The sequence below is a fragment of the Chryseobacterium luteum genome, from assembly GCF_000737785.1.
GTDB lineage: Bacteria > Bacteroidota > Bacteroidia > Flavobacteriales > Weeksellaceae > Chryseobacterium > Chryseobacterium luteum.
On the sequence record NZ_JPRO01000013.1, the window covers coordinates 17,847 to 33,347 of the forward strand.

The window sequence follows — 15,501 nt, forward strand, 5'->3', positions numbered from 1 at the left end:
CATTTGTGTTTGGGCTAAATTTAACAAATTTAAATTTACCAATCACCTAAATCCAAATTTACCCCTCAACTTTAGATTCTACATTCCTGATCCCGAATCCCGGAACCCGCATATCTCTTTAAACCTCAAAAATAATACTCTCCTCATTAATCTTCTTCACCACACTTTCCGTACGTTCCCTGTGTGTATCCGTAATGAAAATCTGTCCGAAACTTTCCTGGTTCACCAGCTCAATCAGTTGTGAAACCCGTGTATCATCAAGCTTGTCAAAAATATCATCCAACAGAAGAATGGGAGTCTTCTTTGTTAATTCTTTAACAAGGCTCATCTGTGCCAGCTTTAACGAGATCAGGAAAGATTTCTGCTGTCCCTGCGACCCTGTTTTCTTGATCAGTACATGATCCATCTCAAAAAGCAAATCATCCTTGTGAATTCCCTTTGAAGTATACGTCAGCATCCGGTCTCTTTCAAGACTTTCCGTTAAAAGGTGCCGAAAAGTTCTGTCAGGCTGAGCAGAGTCGAAGCCTTCACTTAAATCAGACTGATACTGGACAGAAACCGTTTCTTTTCCTCCCGAAATAATCCTGTAGAAATTCTGAACAATTGGTCCCAGTCTCTCAACAAAGTTCCTTCTTTTCACGAAAATACCGGTCCCGAATTTTGTGATAGGAGCATCATAGATTTCCAGTGAATCTCTATCCCAGGTTCTGTTTTTGGCGAAATACTTTAACAGTGCATTTCTCTGCTGTACCGTTTTCTGGTACTGTATCAGGTCAAACAGATACTCCGAATCCGTCTGTGAAATCATAGAATCCAGAAACCTTCTCCGGCTTTCCCCGGAATCTGAAATCAGGTTGGAATCATACGGTGAGATCATCACACTTGGAAGGTAGCCAATGTGGTCTGCAAGCCGGTCGTAGCTTTTATCATTCTTTTTAATGATCTTTTTAGCTTCTTTGGGCTGGGAGATCTTAATAATGTCTTCACTGTCTTCGTTCTGGACTTCAGCATCGATGGTGAAAAAATCTTCATCCCTTTTGATATTGTTAAAATCCGTGTTCCCTAAAAAACTTTTTCCTACGGATAAATAGTGCAGTGCATCGAGGATATTGGTCTTTCCGGCACCGTTGTTTCCCACAAAACAGTTGATCTGCGGAGAGAATTCGAACTTCTTTTCCGAATGATTTTTGAAATTGTAAAGGGAAAGCTTTTTGATAATCATTCGTCAAAAATACTCCATTATTAGTAAAAATAAAAAAGGAAGTGCAGAACAGGTTTCTATGCCGAATGAAAAATAAGTGTCATCTCTTTTATTTTCAGAGAAATAGATGAGGATAAATGTAATGATTCCTGAGAGAAAAAATGCAGTGCCATAGATCAGTTTAAGATAAAAAACAGCCAGAAGAATGCTGACAAAGACCAGTGCATAGGCAATGTATTTTGTATTCTGAACACCGATCATTTTGGGAAAAGTCTGTACCGTATCACTTTTCATATCCCTGATGTCAAAAGGCAGGACGAGAGCCGTTATAAAAAAGAAGCTGACCAGGAATATCGGAAGGCTGAATTCAGGAAGCGTAAGCCAGCTGTTGACCAAAGCCCATACAAGGCCTACGTAAAATACCTTAAGCAACGGAATTTTCCGGATATAGACATCCAGAAAAAAACTGTTATAAAGCAGTCCCAGCACCACAATGACAAACCATTTTAAAAGCCTTATTTCATTGTGGTTATGAATAATCAGAAAAGCACACACAATGCCTGCTATGGCATTCAGAACCAGTATTTTCAGAAAGTGCCTGGTATATTGGTATTTTGTGTAAAGATAACCGCTGAAGTAAGTAATGAAAATTAACAGTACGGTAGGGAAACGAAATGTGTTTTGTTCCTCCATGAAAAATACTGCAAAAAGAGTTCCCATTAAAGAGACATAAATTTGGCTGTCAATGACAGTTTTTTTCAGTATTTTTAAGAAATTCATTTATCAAAAATAATACCTATGAAAAACATCTCCAAATATGTTCTGTTGTTTTTTACTTTTTTCAGTATATTTTCCTCAGCCCAGGACTTCTATGAGGAGCAATGGCTGAAAGTGGCAGAAGGCTATCGCAACGGAGATTTCAAATCAAGTCTTCCCATTATACTGGATATTCAGAAAAAAGCAGTTAATGAGAGGAAGACCACGGAAATTATAAAATCATTGAAAGCCGAATTTGCGATCTATAAAGACACTCAGGATGATCCTAAAAATGATTATGCATCCGTTTTCTTTTCAAAAATCAGCAATACGGAAAAAGAGTTGAAAAAAAATGATCTGCTTTTATTTAAAGTTCTGGAGATAGAGTTTTTTGAAGACTATTATGAAAAAAATAAATGGGAAATCCAGAAACGGACAGATGTTGATAAAGAGGATATTACGGAAATTGAATCATGGACGAAACTTGATTTTAAAAATTACTACCTGAAGAAGTTTCAGGAGCTTTCGGAAATTGATAAAAAGCTTAAAAAAGTACGTCTTGAAAAATATAAAGATGCCTTCGATAAAGAAAGCGATTTCGATTTCTTTCCTACACTATACGACTGGAAAGTTAAAAAAAATATAGAGTTCCTGAACAACAGCGATATATTTACAAAAAATGAACTGAAAGATAACCAGGCTGTTGTTCAGGCATTATACCAGGATCTTATTGATAGTAATGAAGGTAATCCTAAACTTTATTTTCAGCATCAAAAACTGATTTACGGGAACGTGATAAAGAAAGATGACCAGTTTACCGAAAAACAGATCGCTCTGATCAACTCTACGGTAGTGGGTGATTACAAAATATTAATTGTCAATAATGTGGCCGGCGGTCTTTTCATGTCAAAACCTGATGAGGTGGATACTCTTATCAATAAAGTAAAAAGAGAATATCCCGGATCGAAGTTTCTTAGCAATATCACCTATCTGGAAAACCAGATAAAGACTCCTGTTGTACAGCTTTTTTACGAAGTTCACAATGAACCGGAAAAACCGATTCAAATTATAGCCCAGCATAAAAATGCTGACCAGTTCACGATAAAAATCTACACGATCAATGATTTCAAAAAACAGCTCCAATATCTGAAAAATCTTGAATACACTGAATCTTACAGGAAAATAGATAAAACACTTTACAGAACGGATGTATTCACCCTTCCCACTAAGAAAGACTATAAAAACCATACCACAGCCCTTGAAATGAAGTCACTTCCCAAGGGAATGTACATCTGTGAATATATCAATGGAGAAGATGTATCTAAATTTTTGTTTTTTGTAACTTCTTCAAGAGTTATTTACAACGAAAAGAAAGACCATATCCTCGTTTCAAGGGAAGACGGCAGACCTATGCCCAATACGAGGCTCCTGAAATACGGTTTTGGAGATTATTCGAATGTAAATGAAACGCAACTGCTCATAGAAACAGATAATTTTGCCAGATTTCCTTCCGAAAAGACACAATACCATTACATATCTCCCTACATTATTTATGATCCTGTGAATAATGATTTCAATATGATGGAAGGAACTTATGAAGCCCGTTCCAATAATTATTCCTATCCACATACCCAGTTTTTTCTGGACAGGGAAATATTCAGACCCGGACAGACCGTGTATTTTAAGGCGGTGTCTACAGTTCCCGATTTTGAGAAAAGAAGGGACAACATCATCATTAATAATGAACAGGAAGTGACGCTGTATGATGCCAACAGCCAGGTAATAAGCTCTAAAAAATTTAAAACCAATGCATTCGGATCGTACAGCGGAAGTTTTGTGCTGCCGAAAGATAAGCTGAACGGGCAGTTCAGAATGCAGGTTTCCGGTGAATATAAAAGTTATCAGATCAATGATTCAAAATATTTCTCTGTCGAGGAATATAAGCGTCCGAAATTTGAGGTTATATTTGATACCATCAAAAAGGATTACAAATATGGCCAGACCATAGAATTGAAAGGGAAAGTTCTTACATTTTCAGGAATCCCGTTAAGCAATACCAATGTTAGTTTTGAGCTGAAAAAAGAAAATATACGCCAGCGCTATTTCTGGTGGTATCCCGTTGACCAGTACAGCAATGAAAACTCCATCCTGGGAAAAGCGGAAACCAACGAAAAAGGTGAATTTATCATTAAAATTGATATGAAGAAGGATGAAAATACAGAAGGAATACAGGTTCATAATTATAAAGTAAAAACATCTGCCACAGACATTAACGGAGAAACCCAATCGGCAGAAACCAATATAAAAGTAGCATCAGTTTCACACTATCTCACAGCTGGTGAAATAAAAGAGGCATCGGCAGATGATGAGCTTAAAATCAACGTGAAATCTTTCAATTACAATGATATTCCTTTACAAAAGAATTATAACGTAAAATTGGTCCGTCTCAGACAGCCAAACAGAGTCCTGAGAAACAATTTTCAGAATAATATTCAGGATCTTCCGAAAATGTCGAGGGAAGAATTCCTGGCCAGATTCCCGCATGACAGGTACGATAAGTCGGAAGACCGTAAAAACTGGGAAATCCTGAAAACGGTTACAGAACGTTCACAGAATGAAAAAGAACTGAGTCTTGGAAAACTCGAAGCCGGAGATTACAGGTTATTGGTCTACAATATCGAAGGAAAAGATACCATAAAAACACAGCAGGATTTCAGCATCTGGGATAAAAAAGGGCTGGGACCGGATCAGTTCCCTTTCCTTAAAATAACAGCTCCGAAAGATGAAGCCAAAAGAGGTTCGCAGGTGACTTTATACGCGTACTCCGCCATTCCGGATGCCGTAGTGAATGTGTACTGGCAGGACGGGCAGGGACGTAAAAAAATTGAAGAGAAAAAATTCACCAATGGTGTACTGGCCTATACTTTCCCGGTCTCTCAGGATAAAAATATTGTTAAATATAATGTACAGTTTGTAGTGGTTCATTACAATGATGTGCAGAATGAATTTGCCAATATCTACGTTAAAAACGAAGAAGATCCTTTGAAAGTGGAACTCATGACCTTCCGGGATAAAGTAGAACCCAATTCAAAAGAAAAATGGAGCGTTAAGATTTTAGGAAAAAACAATGAAAAAGTAGTCGCGGAGGTGCTGGCTTCGATGTATGACAAATCCCTGGATAAATTTGCACCGAATACCTATAGGTTTAATACATACTACATCCCGCACAGTGTGATCGAGGACTATAACGTAGATAACTTCTTTGAATCCCTGTACTGGTATAAAAAGGTTAATTATGTAGAAACTAAAAACGTATACTTTCCACAGTTCAGATGGTTCGATGAAAATGTCTTTTATAACCTGTTGGTTAAATACTGCCTGACCACAGATACAGACGGAGATGGGATTGATGATCAACGCGATGCATGTCCTACTGTTCCCGGGTTGGAAACTTATAACGGCTGCCCAAGTCCCAAACGTTCGGTAGCAATGGAAGTCAACAGTAGTTTAAGCAGAAAAAAAGGCCGTTTTGAAAATGAAGAAGACAGCAGGCTTTCAGATAAAAAAGACAAGCAATCTGAAGATAAAAAAGAAGACCTGGATGATGTGAAAGTCCGTAAGAACCTTAATGAAACAGCCTTTTTCTATCCCCAGTTAAGAACAGATCAGGAAGGCAGGGTAAGCTTTGAATTCACAACTCCCGAAGCGCTCACCAAATGGAAGCTGATGTTTCTGGCCCACACCAAAGATGCGAGAAGTGCAGTTTTGGAAAAAGATATTGTTTCACAGAAAAAACTTTCCGTCAATCCAAACTATCCACGGTTTTTAAGAGAAGGTGATGAGCTCAGTTTCCAGACCAGGATCTCCAATCTTACCGATGAAGCTATGGCTGGTGTTGCGTCCTTACAGATCCTGAATGCAGAAACCAACGAAGATATTTCATCATTATTCGGGATCACCTCATCTGTACAGGATTTTAATGTGGGAGGAACCGGAAATTCCACCGTAAGCTGGAACATTAAAACGCCTTTCAATAACGTTTATTCAATTATCATTAAAGTGGTGGCAAAATCAGGAAACCATTCCGACGGCGAGCAGATTCCGGTTGCCGTACTTTCAAACAGGATGCTGCTCACCGATGCTGTTCCTCTTTTTGTAAAGGAAGGACAGACCAAAACATTTACATTAACTAATTTAAAAAACAATACTTCCCCGACAGCTTCCAATTTCAGTAATACCCTGGAGCTGAAAACCAATCCGGTCTGGGAAATTATTTTTGCGCTTCCTGATCTTAGCCAGAATTTAAATATAAGCTCCGATGAAATATTCAATACCTGGTTTTCAGATGTGGTAGGAACTGAAATTTTCAAAGCCAATCCAAGAATGAAAGCGGTTTTTGATGAATACAAAACAGCCGATCTTCTCAAAAGCAATCTTGAAAAAAATCAGGAGCTTAAACAGGTCCTTCTGGAAGAAACCCCGTGGGTTCTCCAGGCCAAATCTGAAACAGAAACCATGAATAATATCTCAAGGCTTTTCGAGGTGAATGCTATGAAAAATTCAATCAATAAAGATTGGAGCCTGCTTAGGCAATATCAGAAAAGTGATGGAGGCTTTCCGTGGCTTCCCGGCTATGAAAGTTCCTATACCTGTTCATTATACATCCTGAAAAATCTTGGAAAAATGAATGAGTGGCTTAAAGACGGCATTTCTGAATACCAATCCGGCCAGAATGATATGGTTTCCTCCCTCATCAGTTTTGTAGACGGGCAGCTGGAAAGATACTGGAAGCAAGAAGAGGATAATCCGTGGAGCAATTTTGCTTTAGATTATCTGGATGCCAGAAGATATTGGGAAAAAGAATATCCGATCAGTGGAAAAGGAGCGGAACTCAAAAGTATGATCATTAGCCGGGCAGATCAATTCAAAGTAACGGATCTTACGTTCTTCGGAGTTCACAGGGCTGCCCTTATCTATGACAGTTACGGCCTTAAAAACACCTCTAAAAAGCTGGTCAATTACCTGAAAGAAACATCCGTGTCCTCAGAAACCCAGGGCGCTTACTGGAAAAAGAACCTGAACGACTGGGGATGGTATGAAAGTAAAGCCGTGAATCATGCAGGAGCCATAGAAGCTTTAAATAAAGTCACTCCGGATGATGTCGGTTTTATTGAAGAATCTAAAGTATGGCTGGCTACCCAAAAAGAAGTCAATTCATGGGGAAATTCCAGAACAACGGCCGAGATTATTTACATTATGATGAATTCAGGAAAGTCATGGACTACACCAGAAGCAGATAAAGCAACTGTGATCTGGGGTGGAAAAGAAGTTTCAACACAGACCAAAACTACAGGCTACCTGAAGCAGGTAATCAAATCAGACCGGATCAATCAGAGCCTTGCAGAAGTTACCGTTACAAAACATGGTCCGGGAATTGCACAAGGTGGATTATTCTGGCAGTATTATGAAAATCTGGAGAATGTGAAATCTACAGAAACCTATCTTTCGATGAACAGAGAATATTATAAAAAAATAAAGACCGAAAACGGAGAGCAGCTGCTGAAGATTACGGAAGACAGCCCGCTGAAGGTAGGAGACAGAATAACCGTAAGAATGATTCTGAATACAGACCGCCCGATGCAGTATGTACACCTGAAAGATATGAGGGCAGCCGGGTTAGAGCCTGTGGATGTACTCTCCGGCTACCAGTATAAAAATAATCTGGCCTATTACCAGGTTACAAAAGATGCTTCCACGAACTTCTTTATTTACTACATGTCAAAAGGGAAATATGTATTTGAATATGACCTGGTATGTAATGCTTCAGGAAGATTCTCGAGCGGTTTTGCTGTTCTGCAGAATTATTATGCCCCTCAGATGAATTCCAGGACTGAAGGAAACAAAATAGAAATAAGAAAATAACAATATATGAAAAATGTCAAATTAATAATGATATTTCTGTGTTTCGGCTTTTTTGCCCATATGCATGCCCAGAAGTATTACGACGACCAATGGAAAAAAGTAACCGAAAATAGTGCGAAAGGTGCCTATAAATCTAATCTTCCCATTGTTTTAGACATACAAAACCACGCTATGAAAGAAAATAATGCCATCCAGCTCATCCGTTCCCTGAAGGCAGAATTCAGCATTGTGAACCTTACCGTAGATGACGATAAGAATGATGCAGCCTCTAAATTTTTCATCAAGCTGAAAGATGCTGATGCCAAATTGAAAGGCGAAGAGAAATTGGTATACACTGTTCTTCTCAACGGATTTTTTATGGATTACTTTAATCAGAATTCGTGGGAGATACAAAGCAGAACCAATATCAATTCACAAGACTTATCCCAGATTGAAACCTGGAGTAAACTGGATTTTAAAAACTATCTTAAGAAAAGCTATCAGGAACTTGATCAGCAGAAACAGGAAATGAAAAAAATTCCTCTGGCAAAATATAAGGATATTTTTACAGAAGTCAGGGACATTGCTTATTTCCCGACTTTATTTGAATGGTATTCTATGAAAAAGATCAGCTTTCTTTCCGAAAATGGTCTTTTCACAAAAAATGAACTTGCAGAGAACAGAACACAGATCAATGCTGCATTTGATGAATTGATTGCACAGAACAGCGGAAATCCTAAACTGTATTTCATGAAAGAAAAGCTGATGGAAAACTGCAGTTACAGTCAATGTAAAGACAAAACCGAACAGCTTCAGAATCTCTTGAAATCCGATACTGAAGGAGATTACAAAGTCATCATCATGGAAGATATCATGAGCGAGCTTATGGTGAAAAAGAAGGAGAAAGAAGCTTTGGCTATTGCTGATCAGGCCAGGAAACAGTATCCCAAATCTCCATTCATTGAAAACATAAAAAATAAAGAAAACCAAATCACCAATCCGTTTCTTACCATCAAATACGAACAGCAGACCCAGAATAACCTGCCGGTCCATATCGTGGCGGACCACAAAAACGTCACGGAATTTTCCCTGAACATTTATGAAGTAAAAGAAGATTTTACAACACTAATGCAGTACGTGCAGAATTCTTACAGCAATACCTTTGGAAAGGTGAAAAAAAATCTTGTAAGAAAAGAGACATTCCAGCTTGGTGATTCCAAAGATTACCAGGTTCATAAAACGTCTTTGGAAATTAAACCTCTTCCCCCGGGAGTCTATATGGTTGAATATTCCGTTGCAGGGTCAGAAGCAAAAGATAACGATTCCAGACAGAATTTTTACTTTCTGGTTTCCGGAAACAGGATAATTTACCGGACAAAAACAGACGGCAACCAGCTTTCCAATGAAATGAAATTGGTCAGCAGCGAAAACGGGAAACCGGCAGCCAATGAAAGTCTTACTTTCTACGAATTTGTGGCCAATAAAACCTTAAACAAAATTGACGGGAAAACGGATGCGAACGGTATTTTTAAATTTCCATCCACAGCCAGCAAAGAATATTACAGGACTTTCCTGATCCGCCAGCCAAAAACCAATGATTTCCAGATGATGCAGGTCTATGGAAACAGCGGAAATGCAGAAGACTTCAATCCAAATAAGCAGACCCGTACCCTGGCACAGATCTTTACAGACAGAGCCATCTACAGACCGGGGCAGACCGTTTATTTCAAAGTCATCAATACCAAGATTGATAAGGAAACAGAAGCTGTAGTTGCAGGGTTAAAACAGAAGATCACACTTCTTGATGCCAACAGCCAGGAGGTTTCTTCCCAAAACTTTTCAACGAACGAATTCGGTTCCTATCATGGAAGCTTTATTCTTCCCAAAGGTCAGCTGAACGGAGTTTTTTACCTTAGAACGGACGAAGGATCACAGGGATATAAGGACATAAGGGTTGAAGAGTATAAAAGACCCAAGTTTGAAGTCACTTTTGATCCTGTAAAAGAAGAATACAAATACGGACAGACCATTGAGCTGAAAGGAAAAGCAATGATGTTTTCCGGAGTGGCTCTGAACAATACGACCGTGAATTACGAGATCAAAAAACACAACATCAGATGGAAGTATTTCTGGTGGTATCCGCGTGATAATGATAACGAAAATTCTATCCTTGGAGAAGCTAAAACCAATGAGAAAGGAGAATTTGTGATCCGTCTTGATCTTAAAAAAGATGAAAAGCTGGAAGGAATCCAGATTGATAACTACGAGATCAATGCTTCGGTAACGGATATCAACGGAGAAACGCAGTCTGCCGATACCCAACTGAAAGTAGCTTCGGTTTCCCATTATATTAAAGCCGATGGAATCAAAAATACCTTCAGTGACGAAAATGTAAAACTGAAAGTAGAAACCCTCAACTATAACGAACAGGATCTGAAAAAAGCCTATCATGTGAAGCTTTCTAAACTGACTGTTCCGGACAGGATTTTCAGAGACAATTTTAAATCTGAGGTTCAGGATCTTCCGAAATATTCCAGGGAAGAATTCATCAGCAAGTTCCCACACGATCTGTTTGACAAAAATGAAGAGACTAAAAACTGGAAAACAGAAAAAATAATTTCTGAAAAACTTCAGCAACCGGCTGCAAAACTGGATTTAGGAAAACTGGAAGCAGGCGATTATCAGCTTGAATTGTATAATATCGAAGGAAAAGACACCATAAAATCTTCCCAGAATTTCAGCATCTGGAATAAAGAAGCTTTAAAGCCTTCCCAGAAAACCTTCCTTACGGTTATTGAGCCCAAAAATGAGTTTTCAAGAGGAGAGAAGGCTAAAGTATATGTATATTCCGCAGTACCGGACGCGCTTGTAAACGTATTTGTTCAGGACGGTTCAGGAAAAACAGTTTCAGAAGTACACCAGCTGAAAAAAGGAGTTTTGGAATACACTGCAGATATCCCTAAAGACAAAGGCGTATCGGCACTGAATATCCAGTTCCAGGTCGCAGCATTTAATGATGTGCAGACCCAGTCCGTTACTCTGAAAATAAAAGATAGTGAACAGCCTTTAAAAATAGAAACAGTAACATTCAGGGATAAGCTGGAACCGAACTCAAAAGAAAAGTGGACGGTAAAGGTTTCTGGAAACGATAAAGAGAAAGTAAATGCTGAAGTACTGGCCAATATGTACGATATGTCATTGGATCAGTTTGCAGCCAATACATTCGGGTGGCAGAATTTATATACGCCATATTCCATCGTGACTTCTTATGACATCAGACAGTCTCTGTTGCAGCAGTACTATCAGAAAAGATTGAAATATTACAATGGAAAATATGTAGATGTACCGAATTTTAATTGGTTTGATGGTGATTTTGACAGCTATGGATTAAGAGGGAGAGTAGCGGGATTACAGATTGAGAATCGCGCAATGCCAGCTCCTATGGCTGCCGCAAAAGTAGATGAAGAAGTTATTATGGTAGGGCATGGGCAAAAAAGAGTAATGAAATCTACTGCTGCCAAAATTCAGGAAGCAGAAGCCGACGGAGCTATTGATAAGGAAGCTTCGCAGGAAAACCTGGAAAAAGTTCCCGTACGTCAAAACTTAAATGAAACCGCATTCTTCTATCCAGATCTGAAAACAGATGCAGAAGGAAATGTAAGCTTTGAATTTTCTTCACCGGAAGCATTAACCAAATGGAAGCTGATGTTCCTGGCTCACACGAAAGATGCCAGAGCTGCCGTATTGGAAAAACAGGTAGTAACACAGAAAGAATTCTCGGTAACACCCAATTATCCAAGGTTCTTAAGAGAAGGCGATGAACTGAATCTTCAGTCGAAACTTTCCAATCTCACCGATAAAAAATTAAGCGGTTCAGCAGAACTTCAGATCTTGGATGCCTTTACGAATGAAAATATCACTTCTAAATTTGGGATCAGTGCAGGAACGCAGAACTTTAATTTAAATGAAAAAGGAAACAGCGCATTAACATGGAAATTGAAAGTTCCCGATAATGTTTCTTCCATTATATTAAAAGTGGTGGCCAAAGCAGGAGCTTATTCAGATGGTGAACAGCAGGCAGTTGCCGTACTTCCGAACAGAATGCTCGTAACGGATGCTGTACCGGTATTTGTGAAAGAAGGAGAAACGAAAACATTTGTTTTGGATAATCTTAAAAATACAACTTCTACCACAATCACCAATGTTTCGAATACACTGGAACTGACGACTAATCCGATCTGGGAAATCATGTTCGCACTGCCAAGCCTGAAAAATGATCAGAACAGTTCTGCGGACGTGATCTTCAACAAATGGTTCGCAGATGTGCTGGCTTCTGAGATATTCAAGGCCAATCCGAAAATGAAAACTGTTTTTGAAGAATATCAGAACAAAGGATTACTGAATTCAAATCTTGAAAAAAATCAGGAACTGAAACAGCTTTTACTGGAAGAAACCCCTTGGGTGCTCGAAAGTAAAAATGAAGGTGAGCAGATGCAGAAACTGGCCCTGTTATTTGATGCCAATACCATGAGAAATTCAATCAGCCAGGATTGGGACGATCTTAAGAAACTGCAGAACCCGGATGGTGGATTCTCCTGGTATCCTGGATATCCAAGTTCTTACGGAACATCTCTGTATATCCTTAAAAATTTAGGGAAAATCAATACATGGTTAAAAGATAGTGCAAAAGATTATCAAGGTGCTGAACAGAAAGAATTCGTTACGAAATTAGTTCAGTATGTAGATAACGAAATTGATAAATACTGGGATGCGAAAAAAGATAATATCTGGACCAACTGGACCATGGATTACCTTGATACCCGGAATTATTGGGAAAAACAGTACCCGTTAAAGGGAAAAGGAGCCTCATTGAAATCATTGGTAAAGCAGAAAGCAAAAACAGCGAAGATCACAGATTTCACCTTCTTCGGACTTCACCGTGCCGCTTTATTGATGAATGATTACGGCTTAAAAGACGTTTCGGATAAATTAATGAACTACCTGAAAGAAACATCCGCCGATACAAAAACACAGGGCGTTTACTGGAAACAGAACTTGAATGACTGGGGCTGGTTCGGATCCAAAGTAGTGAATCATGCAGGAGCTTTGGAAGCATTCAGCAAATTAAAGCCTAATGATCAGAAATTCATTGAAGACATGAAGATCTGGCTCATCACACAGAAAGAAGTCAACTCATGGGGAAGCTCAAGAGGAACCTCGGAAGTGATCTTTACGATCTTAAATTCAGGGAAATCATGGACCGGTGCCGAAAGCGACAAAGCAACGATTGTCTGGGGTGGAAAAGAACTAGTTCCGCAGACCCAGGCCACAGGCTATGTGAAATCAACAGTAAAAACTGATGCGGTAGACAAAAATTTAGGAACCGTTACCGTTACCAAACCAGGTCCGGGAATTGTTCAGGGAGGATTGTTCTGGCAGTATTATGAGGATTTGGACAAAATAAAATCTTCTGAAAACTATATCTCCATCACCAAAGAGCTTTACAAAAAAGTAAAAACGGTAAACGGCGAAGAGCTTCAGAAAATTTCAGCAGATACCCCTTTAAAAGTAGGCGATAAGGTAACCGTAAGAATGATCCTGAATACAGACAGAGCGATGGAATTCATTCACATTAAAGATATGCGTGCAGCCGGGTTTGAGCCTACAGATGCATTGTCCGGATACCAGTGGAAAAACAGCCTGGGCTATTACCAGTCTACGAAAGATGCTTCCACCAATTTCTACATCCAGTACATGCCGAAAGGAAAATATGTCTTTGAATATGACCTTGTTTCCAATGCAGCCGGTAAGTTCTCCAACGGGATCACCACTATGCAGAATTACTACGCGCCTCAGATGAATGCCCATACAAAAGGAACCCAGGTTCAGATTTTGGAATGATTTTTAGCTACAGGGAAGAAGTGAAATTTAAACAAAATAAGATGAGATTTTCAAAAACTTTAATGGCAGGACTGATCATGCTGGCAGGTGTAAATGCTTTCGCACAAAAGAAATCAGAAAAGTTGGAGAAGCTGGAGATTGAAATGTTCCCGAAAGCTAAAGACGGATTTAAGCAGGTGTACATTCAGCTGCCTGTTGCAAAAAACGAAAACGATTTAAAAGTGGAATTTTTTGCAGTAACTAAAAAAATGGTGGACTGCAACAAATATTTTTTAATGAGAGAAGTGAAAACCCATGGTCTTCAGGGTTGGGGCTACAGCTATTATGAAGTAGAATCGAATGGTGAAGCAGGCGGTACATTAATGGCATGCCCGGATCAGAAGAAGACTAAGAAATTGGTGACCCTTAAGCAGGAAATTGTAAGATACAACAGCAAGCTGCCTTTAGTATTCTATGTACCGAAAGACTTTGAAGTCCGTTACAGAATTTTGCGTCCCGATGCTAAAATGAAATCAGCGGTTCAGAAATAATCCGGATGATTTTAAAATATCAAGCTCCCCACAGTTTTTGTGGGGAGTTTTTTATTGATCTGGACTAACCTTAAAAACTTCAATATTAAATGGTTTAAAAATACATCAATCACAAAAATTTTCTTTTACAACCTGGTAGAAAACACATCCGGAAAACACGTCACCGTTTTTTTAACCACGCTGTAAAAATCAAAAGAAAAAACTGATATATTTGCTTTCAGATAATTAGACATATTATGGAAAATGTATTTGATGCAAAAGATGCTCAGAACTATATTGATAGGATAAATAATTTGGTTGAGGATACCCACGGTTTATGGGGGAAAATGACGGTTGACCAGATGCTTGCACACTGCAGCGTATCGTATGAAATGGTGTATGAACCGGAAAAACATAAAAAACCGGGATCTATTGCAAAATTTATTTTAAAGACTTTTGTTAAACCCAAAGTGGTTGGGGGAAAGGCTTACTCACGGGATTCCCCTACAGCTCCCCAGTTTTTGATCACCGGGAGGAAAAATTTTGAAGAAGAGAAGAAAAGACTGATTGGCTTTATCCAGAAAACACAGCAGTTGGGAGCAGAAGCTTTTGACGGAAAAGAATCATTTTCTTTTGGTAAATTAAATTCTCAGGAGTGGAATAATATGTTTGCAAAACATCTCAACCATCACCTGTCTCAATTTGGCGTTTAAATAATACACACAACACATTATGAAAAAACTTTTATGGATCCTCATTCTAGCCTTCAATTTTGCATCGGGCCAGATGCCGGATATTTCCAATGTCTGGCTGAACAACAGCAAAGCTTATACCGGAACAATCGGAGACCGCGGCCAGCAGCTTAAACTCAAGGTCAATATTTCCGAACAGAATAAAAAAAATGACCAGGAATACTTTATTTCCGGCTACTCTCTTGTAGATGGTCACTATTCAAAATACGAAGGAAAAATAACCATCTCAAAGTATAAGGATGCCAAAAGAAAAGGTGTGGTATTCGGGGAATACGAGCTGGCAGAAGAAGCTAAGGGAAAACATTCCGGTATTTTTAAAGGTAAACTGATCTATACCTTCAAATGGAATAAAAAAACTGAAAAAATAGAAGCACAGTACATAGAATTGATTGGTGACTGGAAAAGTTATGACGCAACACTGGACTTCAAAACCCGTTTAAAAAACCAATAGCCATTTTAAGAAGAATACTGACTGTACCGG

6 protein-coding genes and 2 pseudogenes are annotated in these 15,501 nt (G+C 38.8%); 6 read left to right on the forward strand and 2 right to left on the reverse strand.

Going from position 1 to position 15,501, the window contains the following annotated elements:
• Window positions 1–118: 118 nt before the first annotated feature.
• Both recF and IX38_RS13540 read right to left on the reverse strand, forming a co-directional pair.
• Window positions 119–1,222, reverse strand: a complete 1,104-nt coding sequence (gene recF / locus IX38_RS13535; protein WP_034705867.1) for a DNA replication/repair protein RecF — start codon at window positions 1,220–1,222, stop codon at window positions 119–121.
• Between the two features lie 3 nt (window positions 1,223–1,225).
• Window positions 1,226–1,921 (reverse strand): UbiA prenyltransferase family protein, encoded by a 696-nt coding sequence (locus IX38_RS13540; protein WP_316934145.1) that lies wholly within the window; start codon window positions 1,919–1,921, stop codon window positions 1,226–1,228.
• 1,617 nt (window positions 1,922–3,538) lie between these two features.
• Between IX38_RS13540 and IX38_RS23565 the strand changes: the two are divergent.
• The 6 genes and pseudogenes from IX38_RS23565 to IX38_RS13565 all read left to right on the forward strand — a co-directional run.
• Window positions 3,539–3,868, forward strand: a pseudogene (locus IX38_RS23565) (MG2 domain-containing protein); the annotation flags it as partial.
• 1,734 nt (window positions 3,869–5,602) lie between these two features.
• A pseudogene (locus IX38_RS23570) lies at window positions 5,603–7,879 on the forward strand (alpha-2-macroglobulin family protein); the annotation flags it as partial.
• 6 nt (window positions 7,880–7,885) lie between these two features.
• On the forward strand, window positions 7,886–13,759 hold the full coding sequence (locus tag IX38_RS13550) for an alpha-2-macroglobulin family protein (protein WP_051884738.1): 5,874 nt from the start codon (window positions 7,886–7,888) through the stop codon (window positions 13,757–13,759).
• 41 nt (window positions 13,760–13,800) lie between these two features.
• A complete protein-coding gene (locus IX38_RS13555) occupies window positions 13,801–14,289 on the forward strand; it encodes an ecotin family protein (RefSeq protein WP_034706045.1) in 489 nt (162 codons plus the stop codon).
• A gap of 236 nt (window positions 14,290–14,525) precedes the next feature.
• Complete coding sequence (locus IX38_RS13560; RefSeq protein WP_034705872.1) at window positions 14,526–14,981, forward strand: DUF1569 domain-containing protein; 456 nt, start codon at window positions 14,526–14,528, stop codon at window positions 14,979–14,981.
• Between the two features lie 19 nt (window positions 14,982–15,000).
• Window positions 15,001–15,471: a hypothetical protein gene (locus IX38_RS13565; RefSeq protein WP_034705873.1), complete on the forward strand. Its 471-nt coding sequence runs from the start codon at window positions 15,001–15,003 to the stop codon at window positions 15,469–15,471.
• Window positions 15,472–15,501 lie beyond the last annotated feature (30 nt).

Excerpts from the sequence above, each read along its gene's own strand:
- recF (WP_034705867.1), bottom strand. The coding sequence starts at position 1,222 with ATGATTATCAAAAAGCTTTCCCTTTACAATTTCAAAAATCATTCGGAA.
- IX38_RS13540 (WP_316934145.1), bottom strand. The coding sequence starts at position 1,921 with ATGGGAACTCTTTTTGCAGTATTTTTCATGGAGGAACAAAACACATTT.
- IX38_RS13550 (WP_051884738.1), top strand. The coding sequence starts at position 7,886 with ATGAAAAATGTCAAATTAATAATGATATTTCTGTGTTTCGGCTTTTTT.
- IX38_RS13555 (WP_034706045.1), top strand. The coding sequence starts at position 13,801 with ATGAGATTTTCAAAAACTTTAATGGCAGGACTGATCATGCTGGCAGGT.
- IX38_RS13560 (WP_034705872.1), top strand. The coding sequence starts at position 14,526 with ATGGAAAATGTATTTGATGCAAAAGATGCTCAGAACTATATTGATAGG.
- IX38_RS13565 (WP_034705873.1), top strand. The coding sequence starts at position 15,001 with ATGAAAAAACTTTTATGGATCCTCATTCTAGCCTTCAATTTTGCATCG.